This window comes from Vreelandella titanicae (assembly GCF_014697095.1).
Taxonomy (GTDB): domain Bacteria; phylum Pseudomonadota; class Gammaproteobacteria; order Pseudomonadales; family Halomonadaceae; genus Vreelandella; species Vreelandella titanicae.
The window spans coordinates 3,351,079-3,369,018 of sequence record NZ_CP059082.1 but is presented as its reverse complement, the minus strand read 5'-3'; the positions used below and the strand labels follow the sequence as shown (position 1 = coordinate 3,369,018).

Annotated in this window: 16 protein-coding genes and 1 pseudogene; 8 read left to right on the top strand and 9 right to left on the bottom strand. The window is 50.8% G+C overall.

The features are described 5' to 3' along the window. Positions 1-23 precede the first annotated feature (23 nt). The 7 genes and pseudogenes from HZS52_RS15485 to HZS52_RS15460 all read right to left on the bottom strand — a co-directional run bounded on the left by HZS52_RS15485 (position 24) and on the right by HZS52_RS15460 (position 6,322). The gene (locus HZS52_RS15485; protein WP_190373127.1) at positions 24-572 is read right to left on the bottom strand and encodes a GIY-YIG nuclease family protein; all 549 of its coding nucleotides are present in this window, start codon (positions 570-572) and stop codon (positions 24-26) included. 83 nt (positions 573-655) lie between these two features. Next, positions 656-1,294 carry an HAD family hydrolase gene (locus tag HZS52_RS15480; RefSeq protein WP_190373126.1) on the bottom strand — a complete coding sequence of 213 codons (639 nt, stop codon included), beginning with the start codon at positions 1,292-1,294 and terminating at the stop codon, positions 656-658. A 62-nt stretch (positions 1,295-1,356) separates the two neighbouring features. Beyond that, positions 1,357-2,190, bottom strand: coding sequence for an SIR2 family protein (locus HZS52_RS15475; RefSeq protein ID WP_190373125.1), 834 nt, complete (start codon positions 2,188-2,190; stop codon positions 1,357-1,359). Between the two features lie 127 nt (positions 2,191-2,317). Next, a complete protein-coding gene (locus HZS52_RS15470) occupies positions 2,318-3,082 on the bottom strand; it encodes a CPBP family intramembrane glutamic endopeptidase (protein ID WP_190373124.1) in 765 nt (254 codons plus the stop codon). 359 nt (positions 3,083-3,441) lie between these two features. Further along, positions 3,442-3,786 (bottom strand): transposase, encoded by a 345-nt coding sequence (locus HZS52_RS24450; protein ID WP_263364907.1) that lies wholly within the window; start codon positions 3,784-3,786, stop codon positions 3,442-3,444. 239 nt (positions 3,787-4,025) lie between these two features. After that, a pseudogene (locus HZS52_RS24445) lies at positions 4,026-4,973 on the bottom strand (transposase); the annotation flags it as partial. 170 nt (positions 4,974-5,143) lie between these two features. Further along, positions 5,144-6,322 (bottom strand): ComEA family DNA-binding protein, encoded by a 1,179-nt coding sequence (locus HZS52_RS15460; protein WP_190373123.1) that lies wholly within the window; start codon positions 6,320-6,322, stop codon positions 5,144-5,146. Positions 6,323-6,605: 283 nt separating this feature from the next. Here HZS52_RS15460 and HZS52_RS15455 point away from each other — a divergent pair, with 283 nt between their 5' ends. Together HZS52_RS15455 and HZS52_RS15450 are read left to right on the top strand one after the other, a co-directional pair. Continuing rightward, a complete protein-coding gene (locus tag HZS52_RS15455; protein WP_190373122.1) occupies positions 6,606-6,953 on the top strand; it encodes a phage integrase N-terminal SAM-like domain-containing protein in 348 nt (115 codons plus the stop codon). A 412-nt stretch (positions 6,954-7,365) separates the two neighbouring features. Further along, positions 7,366-8,679, top strand: coding sequence for a hypothetical protein (locus HZS52_RS15450; RefSeq protein ID WP_190373121.1), 1,314 nt, complete (start codon positions 7,366-7,368; stop codon positions 8,677-8,679). 4 nt (positions 8,680-8,683) lie between these two features. On the opposite strand, the gene HZS52_RS15445 is transcribed toward HZS52_RS15450, so the two are convergent. After that, on the bottom strand, positions 8,684-9,205 hold the full coding sequence (locus HZS52_RS15445) for a zinc ribbon-containing protein (RefSeq protein WP_009286975.1): 522 nt from the start codon (positions 9,203-9,205) through the stop codon (positions 8,684-8,686). A 161-nt stretch (positions 9,206-9,366) separates the two neighbouring features. Here HZS52_RS15445 and leuS point away from each other — a divergent pair, with 161 nt between their 5' ends. From leuS to HZS52_RS15415, 6 genes are all read left to right on the top strand, one after another. Further along, complete coding sequence (leuS, locus tag HZS52_RS15440) at positions 9,367-11,952, top strand: leucine--tRNA ligase (protein ID WP_190373120.1); 2,586 nt, start codon at positions 9,367-9,369, stop codon at positions 11,950-11,952. After that, a complete protein-coding gene (locus HZS52_RS15435) occupies positions 11,949-12,443 on the top strand; it encodes an LPS-assembly lipoprotein LptE (protein ID WP_190373119.1) in 495 nt (164 codons plus the stop codon). Before leuS ends, HZS52_RS15435 begins: the two co-directional genes overlap by 4 nt. Then, positions 12,440-13,507 (top strand): DNA polymerase III subunit delta, encoded by a 1,068-nt coding sequence (gene holA / locus HZS52_RS15430; RefSeq protein ID WP_009286978.1) that lies wholly within the window; start codon positions 12,440-12,442, stop codon positions 13,505-13,507. The genes HZS52_RS15435 and holA overlap by 4 nt, the downstream gene beginning before the upstream one ends. Before the next feature lie 86 nt (positions 13,508-13,593). Continuing rightward, complete coding sequence (locus tag HZS52_RS15425; RefSeq protein WP_009286979.1) at positions 13,594-13,992, top strand: PA2779 family protein; 399 nt, start codon at positions 13,594-13,596, stop codon at positions 13,990-13,992. Positions 13,993-14,005: 13 nt separating this feature from the next. Continuing rightward, the gene (locus HZS52_RS15420; protein ID WP_138801269.1) at positions 14,006-14,944 is read left to right on the top strand and encodes a PA2778 family cysteine peptidase; all 939 of its coding nucleotides are present in this window, start codon (positions 14,006-14,008) and stop codon (positions 14,942-14,944) included. Between the two features lie 288 nt (positions 14,945-15,232). Then, the gene (locus HZS52_RS15415) at positions 15,233-16,438 is read left to right on the top strand and encodes a GGDEF domain-containing protein (RefSeq protein ID WP_027957526.1); all 1,206 of its coding nucleotides are present in this window, start codon (positions 15,233-15,235) and stop codon (positions 16,436-16,438) included. Between the two features lie 63 nt (positions 16,439-16,501). On the opposite strand, the gene sthA is transcribed toward HZS52_RS15415, so the two are convergent. Continuing rightward, positions 16,502-17,893 (bottom strand): Si-specific NAD(P)(+) transhydrogenase, encoded by a 1,392-nt coding sequence (sthA, locus tag HZS52_RS15410; RefSeq protein ID WP_009286982.1) that lies wholly within the window; start codon positions 17,891-17,893, stop codon positions 16,502-16,504. Positions 17,894-17,940 lie beyond the last annotated feature (47 nt).

Sequence of the window (17,940 nt, the reverse complement as noted above, 5' to 3'; positions counted from 1 at the left end):
AAGGTGCAGATTGGCGCGTCTTGTTATGAGCCTCCGCACTGGGCTATCGCGTCATCAAAACCAACCTCGGCAGTGAATGACTTATAGGTTTTTGGCATACCTTTTGGGAAGTTTAAATTGGGTTTGAGCATTGCGTGGAGAAGGCGCTCCAACGCACGAACAAACTTTCTACCTTTACCATTGGCGTCGATGAGCAGGATAGAATATTGGCCAATCTGAGATAGAGCGGTCACGTAGTGATCATATCCATTATCCGCGCTGGGCTTTAAGTTCAAACCGTTTACCACTCGTCGGAGAAATGTATTCATACCGTATTTCGGAGACATGCCAAAATGCCCCCCGATTCTGTGGGCAAAATGACTAGAGCTGCACATGCCCACGTATACGCACTCGCCTTCTTGGTTGAAGAATATATATACGCCGTGGCGTAGGGCCTGATTTGAACCATCAGTTAAGAGCAAATCAAACAGCCGGAGCTGTTCAAGACTCTTCTTGGGCGCCAAGTCGATAGATTCAATCACTTCGCCAATATCCATCGTTCGAAAACCATCAACTTTTATCACGTGACTCAACTGCTTTCCTCATATAACGTCCGCCATCACCGGTGACAAAACCATAGCGAAGCGGAGGGTTTGGCATCCGGTGCATGGTCTGGTTATAAGCCAATATATCGAAAGGCCACATCGGCTTCAGTATAATCTCGAATCGATTGAGAGCTAGAAATACGGTTTCCGACTGAGACAAAGTTGTAGCCCAGTGCTTCAGATGCTTTCTGATCCCAAGGCCCGTCTCCAAAATAGGTTATAGCGTCATAGTAGTCGTTACCCGCGCGCCTTTCGGCCAATCGCATAATCTCTATTCTGCTGTAGTGATCTGAGGACGAGGCCAGTGGTATAGATGGAAAGCTGAGACCTGCAGCAGCAAGCTTCATTCTCGCGGATTCACTCCAACCACCAGTGGCAAACGCGACCGCGATATTCTGACGTCCAGCGAGCTGCGACAAAAACTCATAGGCTCCGGAGATCGACGATACATCGTGACAAGAGATATAATCCGCTACTCGACACACGAACCGTTCTTTAACTTCCTCTGTGATTCGCTCGCTGTCACTTTGAAGACCCAATTCTTCAATCACCTCGGTGAGAATTCCAGAATCGGTCACGTGATGATAGCGGCTCCAGTCGGGGCCAATAGTCACACCCAATACATCCTTGGCAGCTGCTTGAAAGCATTCCGTATCGAAATCGTATGACTCGACCAGCGTTCCGTCTATGTCGAATAAAACTAGGTGCACAACCTACCCCTTGGCTTATAACGCCGCAATCACGCGCATTGCTTTGTTAGCATCTCCTTGCTTCATACACTGAGACGCTGAATGATTCTTGGGATATCACAATATTCTTTATACCAAACAGGATCAACACCAATAGCTCTAAGGCGCTTGGTTTGATTTATAACGTATTCTTCATTCTCCACTTTCATAAGAGCATAGTGCCAATTCAAAACGCCAGCTTCTCTTGCCTTTTTCAATAATCTAATGATATTCGGGTCTGTCATTGACATTCCCACGAATAACACAGTTTTTGCCATCAACATAGACAGCTGAATCAAGTTAGTTAAGCAGTAATGTTGATGATATAGATCCTCGTAGTCTGACTTAGACAAGATGATTTTGCTTCTCTGCTGCTCTTTCTTTGAGTCAAAGCGGCCTAAATATCCATGTGGGTGAAATATCGTTACATGGTCGTTATTAAGGTTAAATTTCTCGCCATTCAAGACCACTCTGTGTTGAATACATTCGGATTGATAAATTTCTTCCATAACGTCGTCAAAGTTGAAGCAAACCATGCTTCTTACGCCTGACTTTACTATAGCTAAAGCGCTTTCGCTTATTTCTAGTCCGTCTCTATATAAACAATCCGCCACAACGGAGTTAAAGCTCTCTGCAAAGACAGCTCGAGCCATATTAGCCACATCATCGTCATCAGCGTAGTGAGCTTCTCGAGCATCAGCAACTTCATGTAAGGAAGTTAGTAGGCCTCCCCAATCTGGTAACCCACAACTCACCGATATACCTGCTCCCAAAAAGATTGAAAGCTTACCTTTTCTATTTAGTCCCTTTAAATGTGGAGCTTGCTTCTCGATTGTGTAGGGCTGGATTCTTCTTTTCTTTTTCTTTGATTTTCTCATATGACCTCAAGTCAGATAATTTCTAACACAGAGTGCAGCTGCATTTTGGTTGGTGTGGAGTTTTGTGTAAAATGGCAAAGCCATACACAAAAGGAGCGCCGACCAAAATGTCAGCTGGCACGTGTTGTTAGGCAAAACCTGCACCAACAATCATTGTTATATGAGCAATCATATGTGCACCGATGGCACACTCTAAACCATACTTCCAATACAAGTAACCCGCTATAAAACCAAAAGCGGAATCACCTAAAATAATATAAGCAACAAGCGGAGTAGTAGTCTCAGGCGAGAGCGAAAAAGCTACAGGCAAATGAGCAAGGCCAAATATTAAAGCTGATATGATAATTGAAAAAATGTAGTTATGCGCACGAATATCCGAACCATTTTTTTGAGTCAAACGATATGACCCCCAAACGAAAAATGACATTAAGCCCCAACGAATGAGCAACTCTTCTGTGATACCACCGTATAACATTTTGGTATACCAAGGTGGTGCCAGCTTCTCACCAGCACTGAGAAACTCTTTTGGAAGATAACTAGACAATGCACCTAGAAATACAAGTATAAATATTCCACCGATGATCCCGCCGATCAGTGCGGGTATTATTTGTTGCTTTAATTCCTTTAAAGCACTTTCCGAGCGAGCTAAAGCAAAAATAACTGGCGCTGTTAAACCTACCTTTTTGGAAAAAACGGAACCAATCCAAACCATAAGCAGCAGCAAAACTGATGGCTGTGCCACTGATATTATTTGAATCATCTCTACTGATAAAGGTAATACCTCTGATTGGAACGATAATAATTGAGGTATTAAAGGAACAATAGAAATTATGCCCAAAAATCCGATAAAGAATAACAAAATGCTAGGTTTCAAATTCATTTTGATATTCATATACTCCGAAACTCCTTGGTTTTCCTAACGAGGCTGTAGAATAAATCTGACAGCCAAATTTAACTAAAAATCAAGCTCCTGAAATCTATCCTAAGAACTTTTAAGTCACTAGGTAATGCATTTTGCCCCCATAAAACAAGCTGTTTTTATTAAAAAAGAGTAATTCAACAGCCTCAACGAGGCTGTAGAAAAACCCGATTTCGAGCCGTTTCCACCGCCTGTTGTCCTTATTCATTTACCCAGCCGGTCATCTGGCTGGGTAATCTTAATATCGGCATTTAGCCACTTGAGCGCCCAGCTAAAGCCTGTTGAAGACGACCTTTTGCTCTTAAAAAGCAACTTACCCCGCTCTAAGCCCTTCATGACGCGGCCATGTGGCCATAATTCGCTAACTTCTCAATATTGTGCACCAGGCAGTAAAGCTGCCACTGGCCCTGTACTTTCTTCTTGCCCCGCAGACTAAAGCGGCTCAGCCTTTTCGTCGTGCAGAATTCGAATACCGGTTCTACAACTGACATGCGATGGCTGTAAATTTCTTTGCCCTGGGGGCTATCGACTCGGTGCTTCATCCAGTCAGTATAATTGGGTAAACGTTTGTTCTCGATGATAAAAGACACCTGTCGCCCAGCACCGTTGCGATGGTCAGCCGAGCTTGGGTTCTGCATGCATCGGTATTTCTTTGGGCAGTGCCGACATTGCAGCAAACGCCCTTCAAAGTGTACCCGGATCTTGCCATTGTCTGTTTCTCGTTGCCCGCGATAGGACAGCTTTTACCGGTGGGGCAGATACACGTTAGGTTTACAGGATCAAACTGGAACGCGCTGGCGGGCGTCGTCTCTCGCCAGCCTTTGTCCGGCAGGTTCTGGTGGCGCTTGCCGTATTTGTCTTTCTGGTCGGTGAATTTCGGATCTCGGCTGCGGAACTGATTATCGGGGATGTAGCCATTAATCCGTCGCTCGTGAAGGTACTTCATATTGGCTTCATTGGCGAAGCCGGTATCCGCGGTGACGACGGTGCCTTTCTGGTAGATGTTTTCCGCAATGCCCAGTTTCTTAAAACGGGCTTCGACCGTTTCCAGTACGGGCTGCAAGGTGTGATGTTCCTGGCCTTCGCCGAAGGCCTGAGCGTCAATGACGATCTGGTGCTTTTTATCCACCGTGGCGACGCCGTTATAGCCCTGGATCGTGCCCTTGCTTGTCGTCATTTTGGCACTTTCGTTATCGGTCAGATTGCTCTTCACTTCCTTGATTCGCTTCCCCCGGCCCATCCTTGAGCTGTGCGTCTTTAGGAAACGATCCACTTTGTTCATGGCGGCATCTAGCGAGAGAATCGTCTTGGCTCGTCGGATATCCCTATCCAGATCGGCTTCCGTCTCGGCCTCATCACGCGCGTAGTGCTCCAGTAGGTGATGCCGAATCAGGCCTCTAAGTTTCTCACGTTTCTCATCCAATTCTTTGAACGTGCCAGACCACTCTTTGGAGGCATCGGAGGACATCTTGCCGCCATCAATCGCAAAGAGCTCGTTACCCAACAAGCCTTGTTCGTGGCACACCAGCAGCACTTGTTCGAACAGCGCTTCAATCTCATCGGCATGCCGACTGACGAAGCTTGCCAGTGTGGTGAAGTGGGGCACGGTATCGCAGGAAAGGGCTTTGAAAATAATATTGGTCTCGCAGCTCCACTGCATCTCGCGACTGGAGGTGATGCCTTTTGAGTAAGCAAACAGGATAATCTTAAGCAGGATAGCCGGATCATAGGCCAGCCGACCGGTCGCATCGTTGCGGTACTTGGGATGGAAAACGGATAAGTCGGGCTTGTGCTCGATCAGGTAGTGCACCGCGTGTTCAAAGGTGCCTGGCTGGAGCTGATCCTGGTAGTTGATCACCACCATGGCGTTCTGATCGTAGTTATAAGCCTTGAAGCGCGGCATGCTGACCACTCCTCGTCTGTTTTTCCCGATCCTACCAAAGCCTAGCCGTCAAAAGGTTTTTTCTACAGCCTCAACGCTCGCGTAATAGGCGCGAGCTCGCGAGCGTCCTAATTGACGCGCTTGTTATACGATCATTCATCGATGACGAACTCTTGCTTTGCCTTTTGGATTGTTTTTGGGCCAACACCTGAAATTTTGGATAGAGACTCACAGTCTAGTGCTCCCTCTTTAACTCGATACTTAAATATTTCTTTGGCTATATTTCTATTCACACCCAAAAGAGCCTCTATCTCATCGATGGTTGCTAAATTAATATCTGGCTTGCCAGCTGACTCTGGTTTTTCTTCCATGTATTCCAGAATATCTGCAATCATTAAGTAAGTATGAAATACGGCCTTAGTAGCTTCGAACTGGCCTAACTCAGCATGCACACCCTTATTAGATAACTTATTGACCTTCTCTAACCATGAACCCAGAAAATCTACGTGAGCCTTTGCAAGCTCTTTATTACTTCGAGATTCAATCGACGCATCCATAAACGCCCAAATTCTATTTACATATTGGGTTTTTCCCAACGCTCTTCCATTGCCTTTTTCATTACTGGCTGGATAAAGTTGATCAGCTAATGCTTCTATTAGCCTGCGACAAGTCATTAGAGCTTGAGACCACTCCTCTTCTTTACTTGAGGATACAGATTTAAACGCAAGCATAAGTTGTTCAGATATAACAGGATTTAAATCTAGCAGTTTATCGTCAACTGCATCTTTCAATAAGTCAAAACAATTTCTAACAGTTCCAGAAAACTTGAGCTGCTTATACAAATCTGATGCAAGCTCATGCGCTTTCTTTTTTACGTAATTTAAGTGCTTATTTAGATGATTCTTGTAATATGTACCATCATTTCCTTTCTTAAGCCTTACAAGATCAGCGTAACGCTCCTCAACAAATCCAATGTTGACATATCCACCACCGCTAGCATCCAACTTTACGTTTAGCTCTTCATTCGTAAAGTGAACTTCATGGGTTAAACCAAGTTTTTCTAGGATTTTGATATGCTTCGAAAGCCCTTTCTGGTAAGCACTCGTTGAAGGGTCTTGATTCTCAACCAAGAAATCAGACAAATCTTTTAATGGTTGGATATAAGTAGGGTCACCGAGCTGAATTGAACACCAGAGCCTTTTTTCCTCATCTCCAACAATTGACGCAGATCTTTGTAACTTTTGAATAGCAGACAGGAGAGAACCTTTAGGTGACTCCAACTCCTTTAAAGATTCCTCAATTACTTGTAATGCTACTTTCTTTTCCTGCATATCGTTCTCGATCCACTAATTCGTATAACAGGTATTAGACGGCACGTCCTTGATTGGATGAACGCGTCAGCATGTTTACTTAGTAAATGTAGCCTACCTTTTCGTGCATAACCACATGATTTTAAAATAAATTATATTAATTAGGCTGCATTTTCAAAATTCGGATGCTTGCGCGTTTTGCCAAGCTCAATAATACTGTATGCATATCCATTATCAGGAGACAGACACCAAATGGATATGCAAAGCAGGCCTCCGAAACTAATGGATCGTGTGTAAAGCTGTTATGCTGGTAAAGCGCTATAGCCCGCGTACTGAAAAAACATACTGTTACTGGATACGTTACTTCATTCGTTATCATGGGGTGCGACACCCTGCCAGTATGGGCCCTTCTGAAGTCCAAGCTTTTCTGGAGCACCTTGCCGTAGAGCGATATGTGGCTGCGGCACAAAACCAAGCGCTTAATGCTTTAGTATTTCTGTATCACCATATCCTTGATATGCCATTAGGTGATATTGGTACCTTTTCACGAGCTAAACGCCCGCGTCGATTACCTGTCGTGCTTTCTCACGAAGAGGTTATGCACGTGTTAAATCGAGTGTGTGGGTCTATGAATTTGATAGCCACCCCCTGACCTGAGGAAGGAATTTGCAGGTGTGCGCAGCCCTTTAGGCTAATGAGCTAAAACGAAACCACGCTACCGCCACGGCACACCTGGGTTACGTTAAAACGCTCCAGTTGAGACCGAGTCTGACTAATTAACCATACCTTATTCATAAATTTGGATTAGGTCACGTATCGATGAAAAAAAGTGTTTCCTCTCTTAGGGCAACGGCTCGTTAGTTGCGTGGATCTGGCATCGCTGCGCGATGCTCCCGCGGGTGCCTCATTTGCTCGTTCCTCGCAGATTCGTTACCACGCGCTACGAAATGTGGCTACGCACGCAATGGTGCCAGTGTACGAAGTGCTCTTGCTTCATAACGCGTTGCTGCTGGCCTTCCTTTGCAAATCCGATTAGCCTGCTAATTCACTATTAAGGGTTTGGCATGCAAGAGACGACTTCTCGGCAGCGCTTGGCGGGCGTGCTGATTTTGCTTGGGCTTATCGCACAAATTATCGGTTTTACCAGTTGGTTGAGCACTGCGAATGCGGTGAGCTATTTGCTGTGGGCGGCGGTTGTGTTGCTGTGGCGGGATATTCCCCGTCGTTCGCGGATTCAGGCGGCCGTACTAATCGCACTCGGTGCGGGCATGCTGCTGGTGGCGTGGTTTGTGTATGGCGCCGAGGTGGATTGGCCCGCTATGTTGCAGGGCAATTCGTTTGTGGCGGCGATGCTGGTAGGCGTTAGTTTTATTTCGCTGATTGGTAAGCAAGGTAATAAGGGCGCGACGGGAAGTCGAGTGACCGGAGCGGGTGGCGTGCTGCGTACCTGGTTGGGCGTTCACTTCCTGGGTACGATTTTAAATCTCTCTACCGTGTTTATGGTCGGCGATAAGCTGGCCCGGCGTGGGCCGCTCACTACGCCGCAGCTGTTGGCGCTTAATCGCGGGCTCTCTAGCGCGGCGCTGTGGTCGCCTTTTTTTGCCTCCATGGGCGTAGTGATCGCGCTAGTACCCGACGTTGAGTACGCGCAAATTGCCGTGGTGGGTTTTCCCATGGCGATGCTGTCGGGGCTGTTAACCACGCTAGAGCTGCGGCGCCGGTTTGATCTCAGCGAGGTGGATGGCTACTCACTGGCACCACGTAGCCTATTGATGCCGGTAGGTATGGCAGCGTTGGTGATGCTTTTTCACTTTGTGCTCACCCCTGCCCTTACCATTGTCAGCATTATTACCTTTCTGCTGCCCAGCGTGGCGGTATTGAGCAACCTACCCCATGGGCCCCGTTTTACCCTGCGACGTATTCGCCAGCACACCACCACGCGGCTACCCGCCATGCGCGGGGAAATTTCGCTGTTTTTAGCCGCGGGGCTATTAACGATTGGGCTTTCAACACTGGTAACAGCCGCGGCAGGCAGCGACTGGACGCTATTCACCCGCTTTGGCACACCTCAGGCGATGCTTAGTTTTGCAGCGATTACCCTGAGCGCACTGGCAGGGCTTCATCCCATTATTGGGGTGTCGGTGCTGGCCTCGATACTGAACTTACAGAACGGTGAGCAAACCGTATTTGCATTTGTGGCATTAACGTCGTGGGCAGTGGGCACCAGCGTGGGCCCGCTTTCGGGGATCAACCTGTCACTGCAGGGGCGCTACGGGGTGAGCGGCTACCGCATGATGAAAAATAACCTGCTCTATGCAGCAGTCATGAGCCTGCTCTCGCTAGGGGCGATCGCAGGCGTCAGCTTACTGGTTTCCTAATCGATCAGGTCTCAATGATTTTATTGGGAAAACGGTAGAAGTAGCGATGGCCACACTGATGGCAAGGCTCCAGGCGCGCAACGGTAGGCAGCATCACCTGAGCATCGCAGTGGGTGCAGGCCATTAGGCCAGGCGCCGCCATCTCACCTTCGCAGTAGTCGGCGCGGGCAGCTTCTAAATCTTCCTCGAAGCGCTCGCGTTCGACCACGCTACGGTCAGCAATTGAAAGCAGCGACTCCGCCACGCGGCGCGAAAGGCCGTCAATGTCGATGCCCAGCCAGCTGGCTACCTGCTTGCCGGTGTCTGCCATGTAGTAGCGCATATCTTTCAGGTCACGCTCGACCCAGGCGCGCAGCAGGGCTAGCTCATCTTTGGTGTACTCCTCTAGCTCCGCTTCAAACTCGACCGCGTCGTCCAAATCCTTCTGCAGGTTTTCCCAGGTTAGCTCGTTGGCGCCCCCCTGCATCCGCTCCAGCAAGCGCTCATAGCCTTCGCGTAGGCGATTGTCATTTTGCTGTTCACTCATGGTGCCTCTCCTTTTATCGACGCGTGCAGTTACCTATCATCGGCTTACCGTTCAAGGATACACCTGCATAGGATACAATCGACCTCACTTATCTGACAGATGTCATCTAACATTCACTTTGCGCCCCTTTTGGGCGAATACGCCAAGGCATTAATAAACCGATGGACGCACACTACAGCCCTCGTGAAATCGAACGCGACGCCCAGCAGTACTGGGACAAACATCAGTGCTTCAAAGCCGTAGAGGACGCGAACCGCGAGAAGTTTTACTGCCTCTCCATGTTCCCCTACCCCAGCGGCAAGCTGCACATGGGGCACGTGCGTAATTACACTATCGGTGACGTTGTCTCACGTTTCCAGCGCATGCAGGGTAAAAATGTCATGCAGCCCATGGGCTGGGACGCTTTCGGCATGCCCGCGGAAAACGCCGCCATCCAGAATCAGGTGCCGCCCGCCAAGTGGACGTACCAAAATATCGACTACATGCGCAATCAGTTGAAGGCACTGGGTTTTGCCTATGACTGGAGCCGCGAGTTCGCCACCTGCGATACCAGCTACTACCGCTGGGAGCAGTGGTTCTTCACCAAGCTGGTAGAAAAAGGCTTGGTGTATAAGAAGATGTCGACGGTTAACTGGGATCCGGTGGATCAAACCGTCCTCGCCAATGAGCAAGTTATCGAAGGCCGCGGCTGGCGCTCTGGTGCCTTGGTTGAGCGTAAAGAGATCCCGTTGTGGTTCTTGAAGATTACCGATTACGCCGATGAACTGCTGGCTGACCTGGATAAAGTGGAGTGGCCAGAACAGGTCAAAACCATGCAGCGCAACTGGATTGGTAAATCCCGCGGTGTCGAGCTGACCTTTGATGTCAAAGGCGCTGATGGCCAAGCCAATGAGCCGCTGGCGGTTTATACCACTCGCCCGGATACGCTGCTGGGCGTTACTTATGTGGCGGTTGCAGCTGGCCACCCGCTGGCCAAGCAGGCGGCCGAGCAGAACAGCGAGCTAGCTGCATTTTGCGACGAGTGCGCCAGGGGTGGCACCTCCGAAGCAGAGATGGCCACCAAAGAGAAAAAAGGCATGCTCACCGGCCATAGGGCGGTTCACCCGCTAACCGGCGATGAAGTGCCCGTTTACGTGGCAAATTTCGTGCTCATGGAGTTTGGTACCGGTGCCGTCATGGCGGTACCTGGCCACGACCAGCGCGACTGGGAGTTTGCCACCAAGTACGGCATTGCCATCAAACCGGTCATCGCCGATGAAAGCGGCCAGCCTGCCGACGTTTCTGAGGCGGCCTACGCCGAATACGGCAAGCTGGTTAATTCAGGTCAGTTTGATGGCCTTGATTTTGAACAAGCCTTTGATGCCATTGCCGCCAAACTGGCGGAGCTTGGTCGTGGCGAAGTCAAAACCAACTACCGCCTGCGCGATTGGGGCGTTGCCCGCCAACGCTACTGGGGCGCACCGATTCCGGTGAAATACGGCCCGGAAGGTCAAACCGTTCCGCTCACCGATGATGAACTGCCGGTATCGCTACCCATGGAAGTCACCGTAGACGCCTCCGGCTCGCCGCTGAAAAAGATGCCGGCGTTTTCTGACCTGGGCGATGGCTGGACGCGCGAAACCGACACCTTCGACACCTTTATGGAGTCGTCTTGGTACTACGCGCGCTTCTGCTGTGCGGATAACACCGAAGCAATGCTGGATGAGCGCGCAAACTACTGGCTGCCGGTTGACCTCTACATTGGCGGTATCGAGCACGCCATCCTGCACCTGTTGTATGCGCGTTTCTTCCACAAGCTGATGCGTGACTTTGGCTTGGTGGATTCCGACGAGCCCTTCCAGCAGTTGCTGACCCAGGGCATGGTCATTGCGGAAACCTTCTACCGCTCTACCGATAACGGCGGTAAGCAGTGGTTTAACCCTGCCGATGTTGAAGTGAAGCGCGACGAGAAAGGCCGCCCGCTAAGCGCTATCCTTATGAGCGACGGCGAGCCGGTGGAAATGGGTGGCATCGAAAAGATGTCCAAATCGAAAAACAACGGCGTTGATCCGCAGTCGATGATCGACAAGTTTGGTGCCGATACCGTACGCCTGTTTATGATGTTTGCCGCCCCCCCCGAGCAGTCCCTGGAGTGGTCGGATTCAGGTGTAGAGGGCGCGCACCGCTTCTTGAAGCGCCTATGGCGTCAAGTCAATGAGCACTTGGCAGCGGGCACGCCCGGCACGCTGGACGTCAATGCACTTAACGACGATCAAAAGGCGCTGCGCCGGAAAACCCACGAGACTATCAAGAAAGCCAGCGACGATATCGGCCGCCGCACCACCTTCAATACCGCTATTGCCGCGGTGATGGAGCTGTCCAACGCTATCGGTAAGTTCGACGATAGCTCTGAACTTGGCCTGGCGGTTAGCCGTGAAGCGCTGGAAGCCTGCGTACTCTTGCTCTCGCCGATTACGCCGCACCTGTGCCATAGTCTCTGGGAAGCGTTTGGCCATTCAGGCCCGGCCATTGAAGCAACCTGGCCGGTAGTAGATGAATCCGCCCTTACCCGCGACAGCATCGAGCTGGTGGTACAGGTCAACGGTAAACTGCGTGCTCGCCTTGAAGTACCGGCAAGCGCAGATAAGGCGTCTATTGAAAAGCTGGCGATGGAGCATGAAAACGTTCAGCGCTTCCTCGAGGGCAACACCGTACGTAAAGTGATCGTGGTGCCCGGCAAACTGGTTAATATCGTGGTGAGTGGATGAACCGACGCACATTTTTAACCGCTAGCATCGCCGCCTCGGCGGCGGTGCTGGTCAGCGGCTGTGGGTTTCGGCTACGCGGCTCTGAATCGCTGCCTACGCTGCCCCCCCTTGCTTTAGAAGGCGACACCAACAGTGCCGTCGCTCAGCAGATCGCCTCTCGTCTTCAGCAGTTAGGCACCCAGGTAGCCGCTGGGGCGCCTTGGAGGGTCACGTTGGGCACGCCTGTTTTAACCGAGCGTCGACTCGGCGGTGATGGCAGAGCAAGCCGCGAGCACGAGCTAACGCTCAGCGCCAGACTCTCAGTTCAGGAGCGAGCATCGAATGCCTATCACATCAATAATGAAACGCTGTCGACGGATACCCGCATTCGCGTTAGCGATGACGACCTCCTTAACCGCGAAACGCTAATGATGGAAGCAGAACAGACGCTTGCACGCCAGTTGTCTCAGCAAATCATTGAGCGCCTTACTTACGTTGAGGGCATGCAGTGAAGGTATTTGCTGATCAGCTACCCGCTGCGTTAGCAAAAAAGCTACCCCGCGTAGTGATCGTAGCGGGGGATGAGCCCTTACAGCATCGCGACGCCTGCGATGCTGTAAGGGCCGCAGCTCGCCAGGGTGGTGTCGAGGAGCGTGAAGTACTCGATGTCGAGCCCAATTTTGCCTGGGGTCGCTTGATGGAAATGTCGAGCAACCTCTCGCTGTTTGCGACCAGCAAGCTACTGGAGTTGCGCTTAGGCAATCACAAGTTAGGGCAAGAAGGCAGTAAAGCGTTAGCGCAGTACGCCGAAACCCTGGATAACAGCGATGATGTTCTACTGATTGGTATGGGCAAGCTAGATGCCAAGCAGCAAAAAAGCGCCTGGTTCAAAGCGCTGGATAAGCACGGCCTGTTTGTTCCCGTGTGGCCCGTGGACGCTTCCCGCTTAGGCTACTGGCTACGGGATCGTGCTTCATTGCACGGTCTACAAATTGATCTGGAAGCCGCTCGCCTGCTGGGAGAGCGCACCGAAGGCAATCTTTTGGCCGCTGACCAAGAGTTGCAAAAGCTGGCGCTGATTCACCCCCAAGGCACCCGCTTGAACGTGGAAAGTATTGCCCAGGGAGTAGAAGACAGCACCCGCTTTGATGTCTTCAATTTGGCCGATGCCTGCCTGAAAGGCGAACCCAGCCGCGCTTCGCGCATTGTGAATGGCTTACGCAGTGAAGGCGTTGAGGCGCCTATCGTGCTGTGGGCGCTTAGCCGAGAGCTACGCACGCTGCTCTCGCTGCATCAGCACCTGGATCAAGGGCAGAGTTTTGAGCACGCCTGCAAAACCCAAAAGCCGATGATTTTTGATAAGCGCCGCCCCGCTTACCAGAAAGCCATTGGCCGCCTGCCCATGAAGCGCTTACATAAATTGCTATTAATGGCCCAGCGGCTCGACTTAGCCGTCAAGGGGGCAGCAGCGGTGCCACTATGGCCCGGCTTACACGATTTAGCCATGACCATGGCCGGGGGCCGCGGGCTGCTCTCAGAATCCGCCTGGACCTATCGCATTAGTGCAAATAATTAGCACTTTGCATATTACGCTTAAAAATCAAACCATTTGTTTCTATACTCATTCCTTACCACCCCGACTAGTCTATAAGGAAGAAGACGATGAAAACATTGCGTGCTTACCTCTCTACCCTACTGATTGCAGCGCTGGTTATTACCAGCTTACCCGTTGCCGCTGCACCCACTGCGCCCCAATCAATGGATTTAGTCTCCACCCAATCTGTTTTGGCAGCTGACCGTGCTGGCGCTGATCGCGAACGGATTAACGAGATCCTGGCCCGCGCCGATGTGCAAGATCAGCTGGTAAAACAGGGTGTTGATCTGGACGAAGTCGAGGCTCGCGTTGCATCACTCAGTGATGCTGAAGCACAGCAAATGGCCGATCAGCTTGAGCAACTGCCAGCCGGTGCCGGCGTTGTAGGCGCTTTATTTGCCGTTTTCATTATTTTGCTGGTAACCGACATTCTCGGCCTAACCGACGTTTACCCGTTTACTCGCTAATACAAGGCCGCTCATGACCTACCTGTTTTCCAACGCCCGCTTTGCGGGCGTTTTTATTATGCTACTACTGCTCAGCGGCTGTGCGCGAAATCCGGTATTACTGCAAAGCACCTATCAAGCCCTACCGCCCCATACAGAAATCACCAGCGTACCGTTTTACGCCCAAACAGAATTTCAGTGCGGCCCTGCCACGCTGGCAATGGTACTCAATCACCAGGGTGTCGACACCGACGTTGAGGAGCTGATTCCTCAAGTATTTCTGCCCGGACGCGATGGCAGTGTGCAGCCAGAAATGCTGGCAACGGTGAGACGGCATGAGCAGCTCGCGTTTCCTATTCGCGGCACCATGGACGCCCTATTAAACCATTTGGCAGCGGGCGACCCGGTGGTCGTTATGCAGAATTTGTCGCTGCCGATTTATCCAATGTGGCACTACGCTGTGGCCATTGGTTACGATTTGCCCAGTGAAACGCTTATTCTGCGCAGCGGCGAGATTGAGCGCCATACCATGTCGTTCAGCCGTTTCGATGCCACTTGGGCACGCACAGAGCGCTGGGGATTTGTGGTGGCCGAACCAGGTACTTTGCCTACAGGTATTACTGCCCGCAACGCCTTAGAAGCGCTTAGCGCCTACGAAGAGGCCCATGGGCCACGCGCCACGCTTTCAAGCTGGCAAGCGTTTGCAAAACGCCATCCCACTAACGCTATGGGGCAGTTTACGTTAGGCAATGCGCTTTACGCAGATCAACAACCCGACAACGCACGCAAGGCGTTTGAACGGGCAACCGAGCTGGATGAGTCAATGGGCGCTGCATGGCTAAATCTAGGCCTTTTACTACTGCAAAGCGATGCGCCTGAAGACGCGCGCGAAGCATTAACCCACGCTGCCTCCCTTGATGGTAGCTGGCGAGAAAAAGCAAGCTTAGCCTTAGACTCTCTAAATAACGATTAAATATCAATCACTAACAGCGTTATTAATAATAACGAGCACAAGTATGATCCTGCAATTAGTAAAGTTGTGGGATGGCAGACTCGGCGGGTGAGTGCTTAAGTTGCATAAGGATGAAGTCTTTAAGCTGTTCATTGGATTACCTACCCATTAACGGAGAGGTGCCATGCAGAACTGCCCTTTGCAACGGAAGCACTCTTTTGATGATTACGTGTTTTTACCAAACGTACTCTCGCCTGCTCGGCAGTATACAGAGAGGGGCGGCATCACTGCCTGCTTGCTGATTATCTCATGATGATGCGCCACTTTCTTCGTCAGCCCGGTGGGCGCTTAGCATCCATTTTTGCCGTCCTTCTTTGCGCTATGTCCGCAGTAATGGGCAGCTATGTTTACAGTGCGTGCCAAAAAGCTAGCGCCGATTACACCACGCTAGTGAGTGATATTGTTCTAGCCCAACAGGCCACGCCTCAGTTACGGGCCGCATTAGAGGAAGGCAGCCGCCAGCCTAGCAGCGAACACATTAAATACATCGATTATTTTATTTCACTTTCCAAACAGCATTTAAATAACATACAGAGCAGTATTGAACGCCACCGATATCTCATCTCGGACGTTGAATACCTGCATAATCACTTCAGCGAGCTTAACAATCGCCTTTCAGACTTAACCCAGCAGTCACAGCAAGCCCAACAGCGCCCAGAGCTGATTGATCCGTTACAACGGGTTGCCATGGAGGTAGGCGGCGCTCAGGCTTGGCTATACAACCAGCTGCTAGAAGAAGTGCGCGACACCTCTGTTCAGCAACGTTTGGTGATGCAGCGACTCTCGATTGCGGTGAGTGCGCTATTGGTGTTAATGGTCAGCGCTGCAATTACACTCTGCCTAGCGGTTATTCATCTCCACCGTCAGCGCAACGTCATGCATCAGCTAATGCTAACCGATGAACTGACCGGGCTATATAACCGGCGCCATTTGGTCAATATAGCATCCGCTGCGCTTACCCAAGCCCAGCGCGATCGAGCACCGCTTAGCCTGCTGCTGTTAGATCTTGATCACTTCAAGCAAATTAATGATACCTACGGGCACCCAACCGGCGATGAGGTACTTCGCCAGATCAGTAAGCAGCTTCGCGAGCTTAGCCGTCCATCGGATACATTAGCGAGGATTGGTGGAGAGGAGTTTTGTTTATTGATGCCCAACACCGCTACCCATGATGCACTTCAGGTAGCAGATCGGCTGCGCCGAGAGGTCGAAGTTAATACGCTGAGCGGTATAGAGCAGCAAACCAACCCGACTATTAGCATTGGCGTGACGACGTGCCAAGTCGGCTCGCTGACGTTTGAGCAGCTTTATTCGTTTGCCGATAAAGCGCTCTATCAAGCTAAAGCACTGGGGCGCAACCGCGTTGAAAAACTGTTGCCCCCCACTGAGCCGTCACCTGATAACAAACCACAAGCTTACGGCCATACGCTTATTCGCGAATCCAGTGACTCTTAAACGTCTACGACAAAGGCAACTTCTCGGATTAGACGCCTGACAAAGCCCTCGCTAAAGCTGTGGCTAGAAAACCCGGTTTAAACCATTCTGCGCAGCCACCCGGTACGCTTCTGCCATGGTCGGGTAATTAAACGTGGTATTTACAAAGTACTTGAGCGTGTTGGCATCGCCCTCTTGCTGCATGATCGCTTGGCCGATATGCAAAATCTCAGACGCCTGGTCGCCAAAACAATGAATACCGAGTATTTCCAGGGTGTCTTGGTGGAACAGAATTTTAAGCATACCCACAGTATCACCGGTAATTTGTGCCCTGGCGGTATCTTTGAAGAAAGCTTTGCCTACTTCATAGGGCACTTTGGCTTCGGTAAGTTCACGCTCATTGGGGCCGAACGAGCTAATCTCAGGGATGGTGTAGATTCCGGTAGGTACATCACTCACAAAGCGATACTCTTTATCGAGCAACTCATTGCACGAGTTCAAGCCTTGGTCGTAAGCCGCGCTCGCCAAACTCGGCCAGCCAATTACATCGCCCGCTGCGTAGATATGGGAAACCGCAGTGCGGTAGTGCTCATCAACGCTTAGCTGGCCACGCCCATTGGCGGTTAAGCCAATGTTCTCAAGGCCTAAGCTGTCGGTATTACCGGTTCGCCCATTGGCCCACAAAAATGCATCAGCGCGAATTTTCTTGCCTGACTTGAGACGCACGACGACGCCTGACTCATCGCCCTCAACGCTCTCGTATTCTTCATTATGGCGAACCAGCACACCGTGCTTACGCAAATGGTAGGAGAGTGCATCGCTAATCTCATCGTCCAGGAACGACAGCAGGCTGTCACGGTTATTAATGAGATCAACTTTGACGCCCAAGCCCGAAAAGATCGATGCATATTCACAGCCAATCACCCCGGCGCCAAAAATTACCAGCGTGCGCGGGGTATGCGAGAGGCTTAATATGGTGTCAGAGCAGTAAATACGCGGATGGCGGAAGTTAATATCCGCCGGGCGGTAAGGGCGAGAACCAGTGGCAATCACGATTTTCTTCGCCACCAGTTCTTCCATGCCTTCCTGGCGGTCACGCACCAACAAGGTGTGCTCATCTTTAAATCGGGCGACGCCATGAAACAGATCAATGCGGTTGCGCGCATAGAAGGTGGTACGCATCTCTACCTGTTTATCGATGGTACCCCTTGAGCGTTCCATCACTTTGGGGAAGGAGAACCAGCGCGGCTCACCAATATCGCGGAACATACGGTTGGTGTTGAACGCCATGATCTGTTTCACCTGATGGCGCAGCGCTTTGGAAGGAATGGTACCCCAGTGAGTACAATTGCCACCTACCTGAACCTGTTTCTCAATAATCGCTACACGCTTGCCATGCTTTGCAGCGTTGATAGCAGCGCTTTCTCCTGCAGGCCCCGTACCGATCACCACAACATCGTAATTGTGAACCGCCATGCTCTCTGCGTCCCCTTGCTATTTTTGGTCAATCATCCCGTTGCATA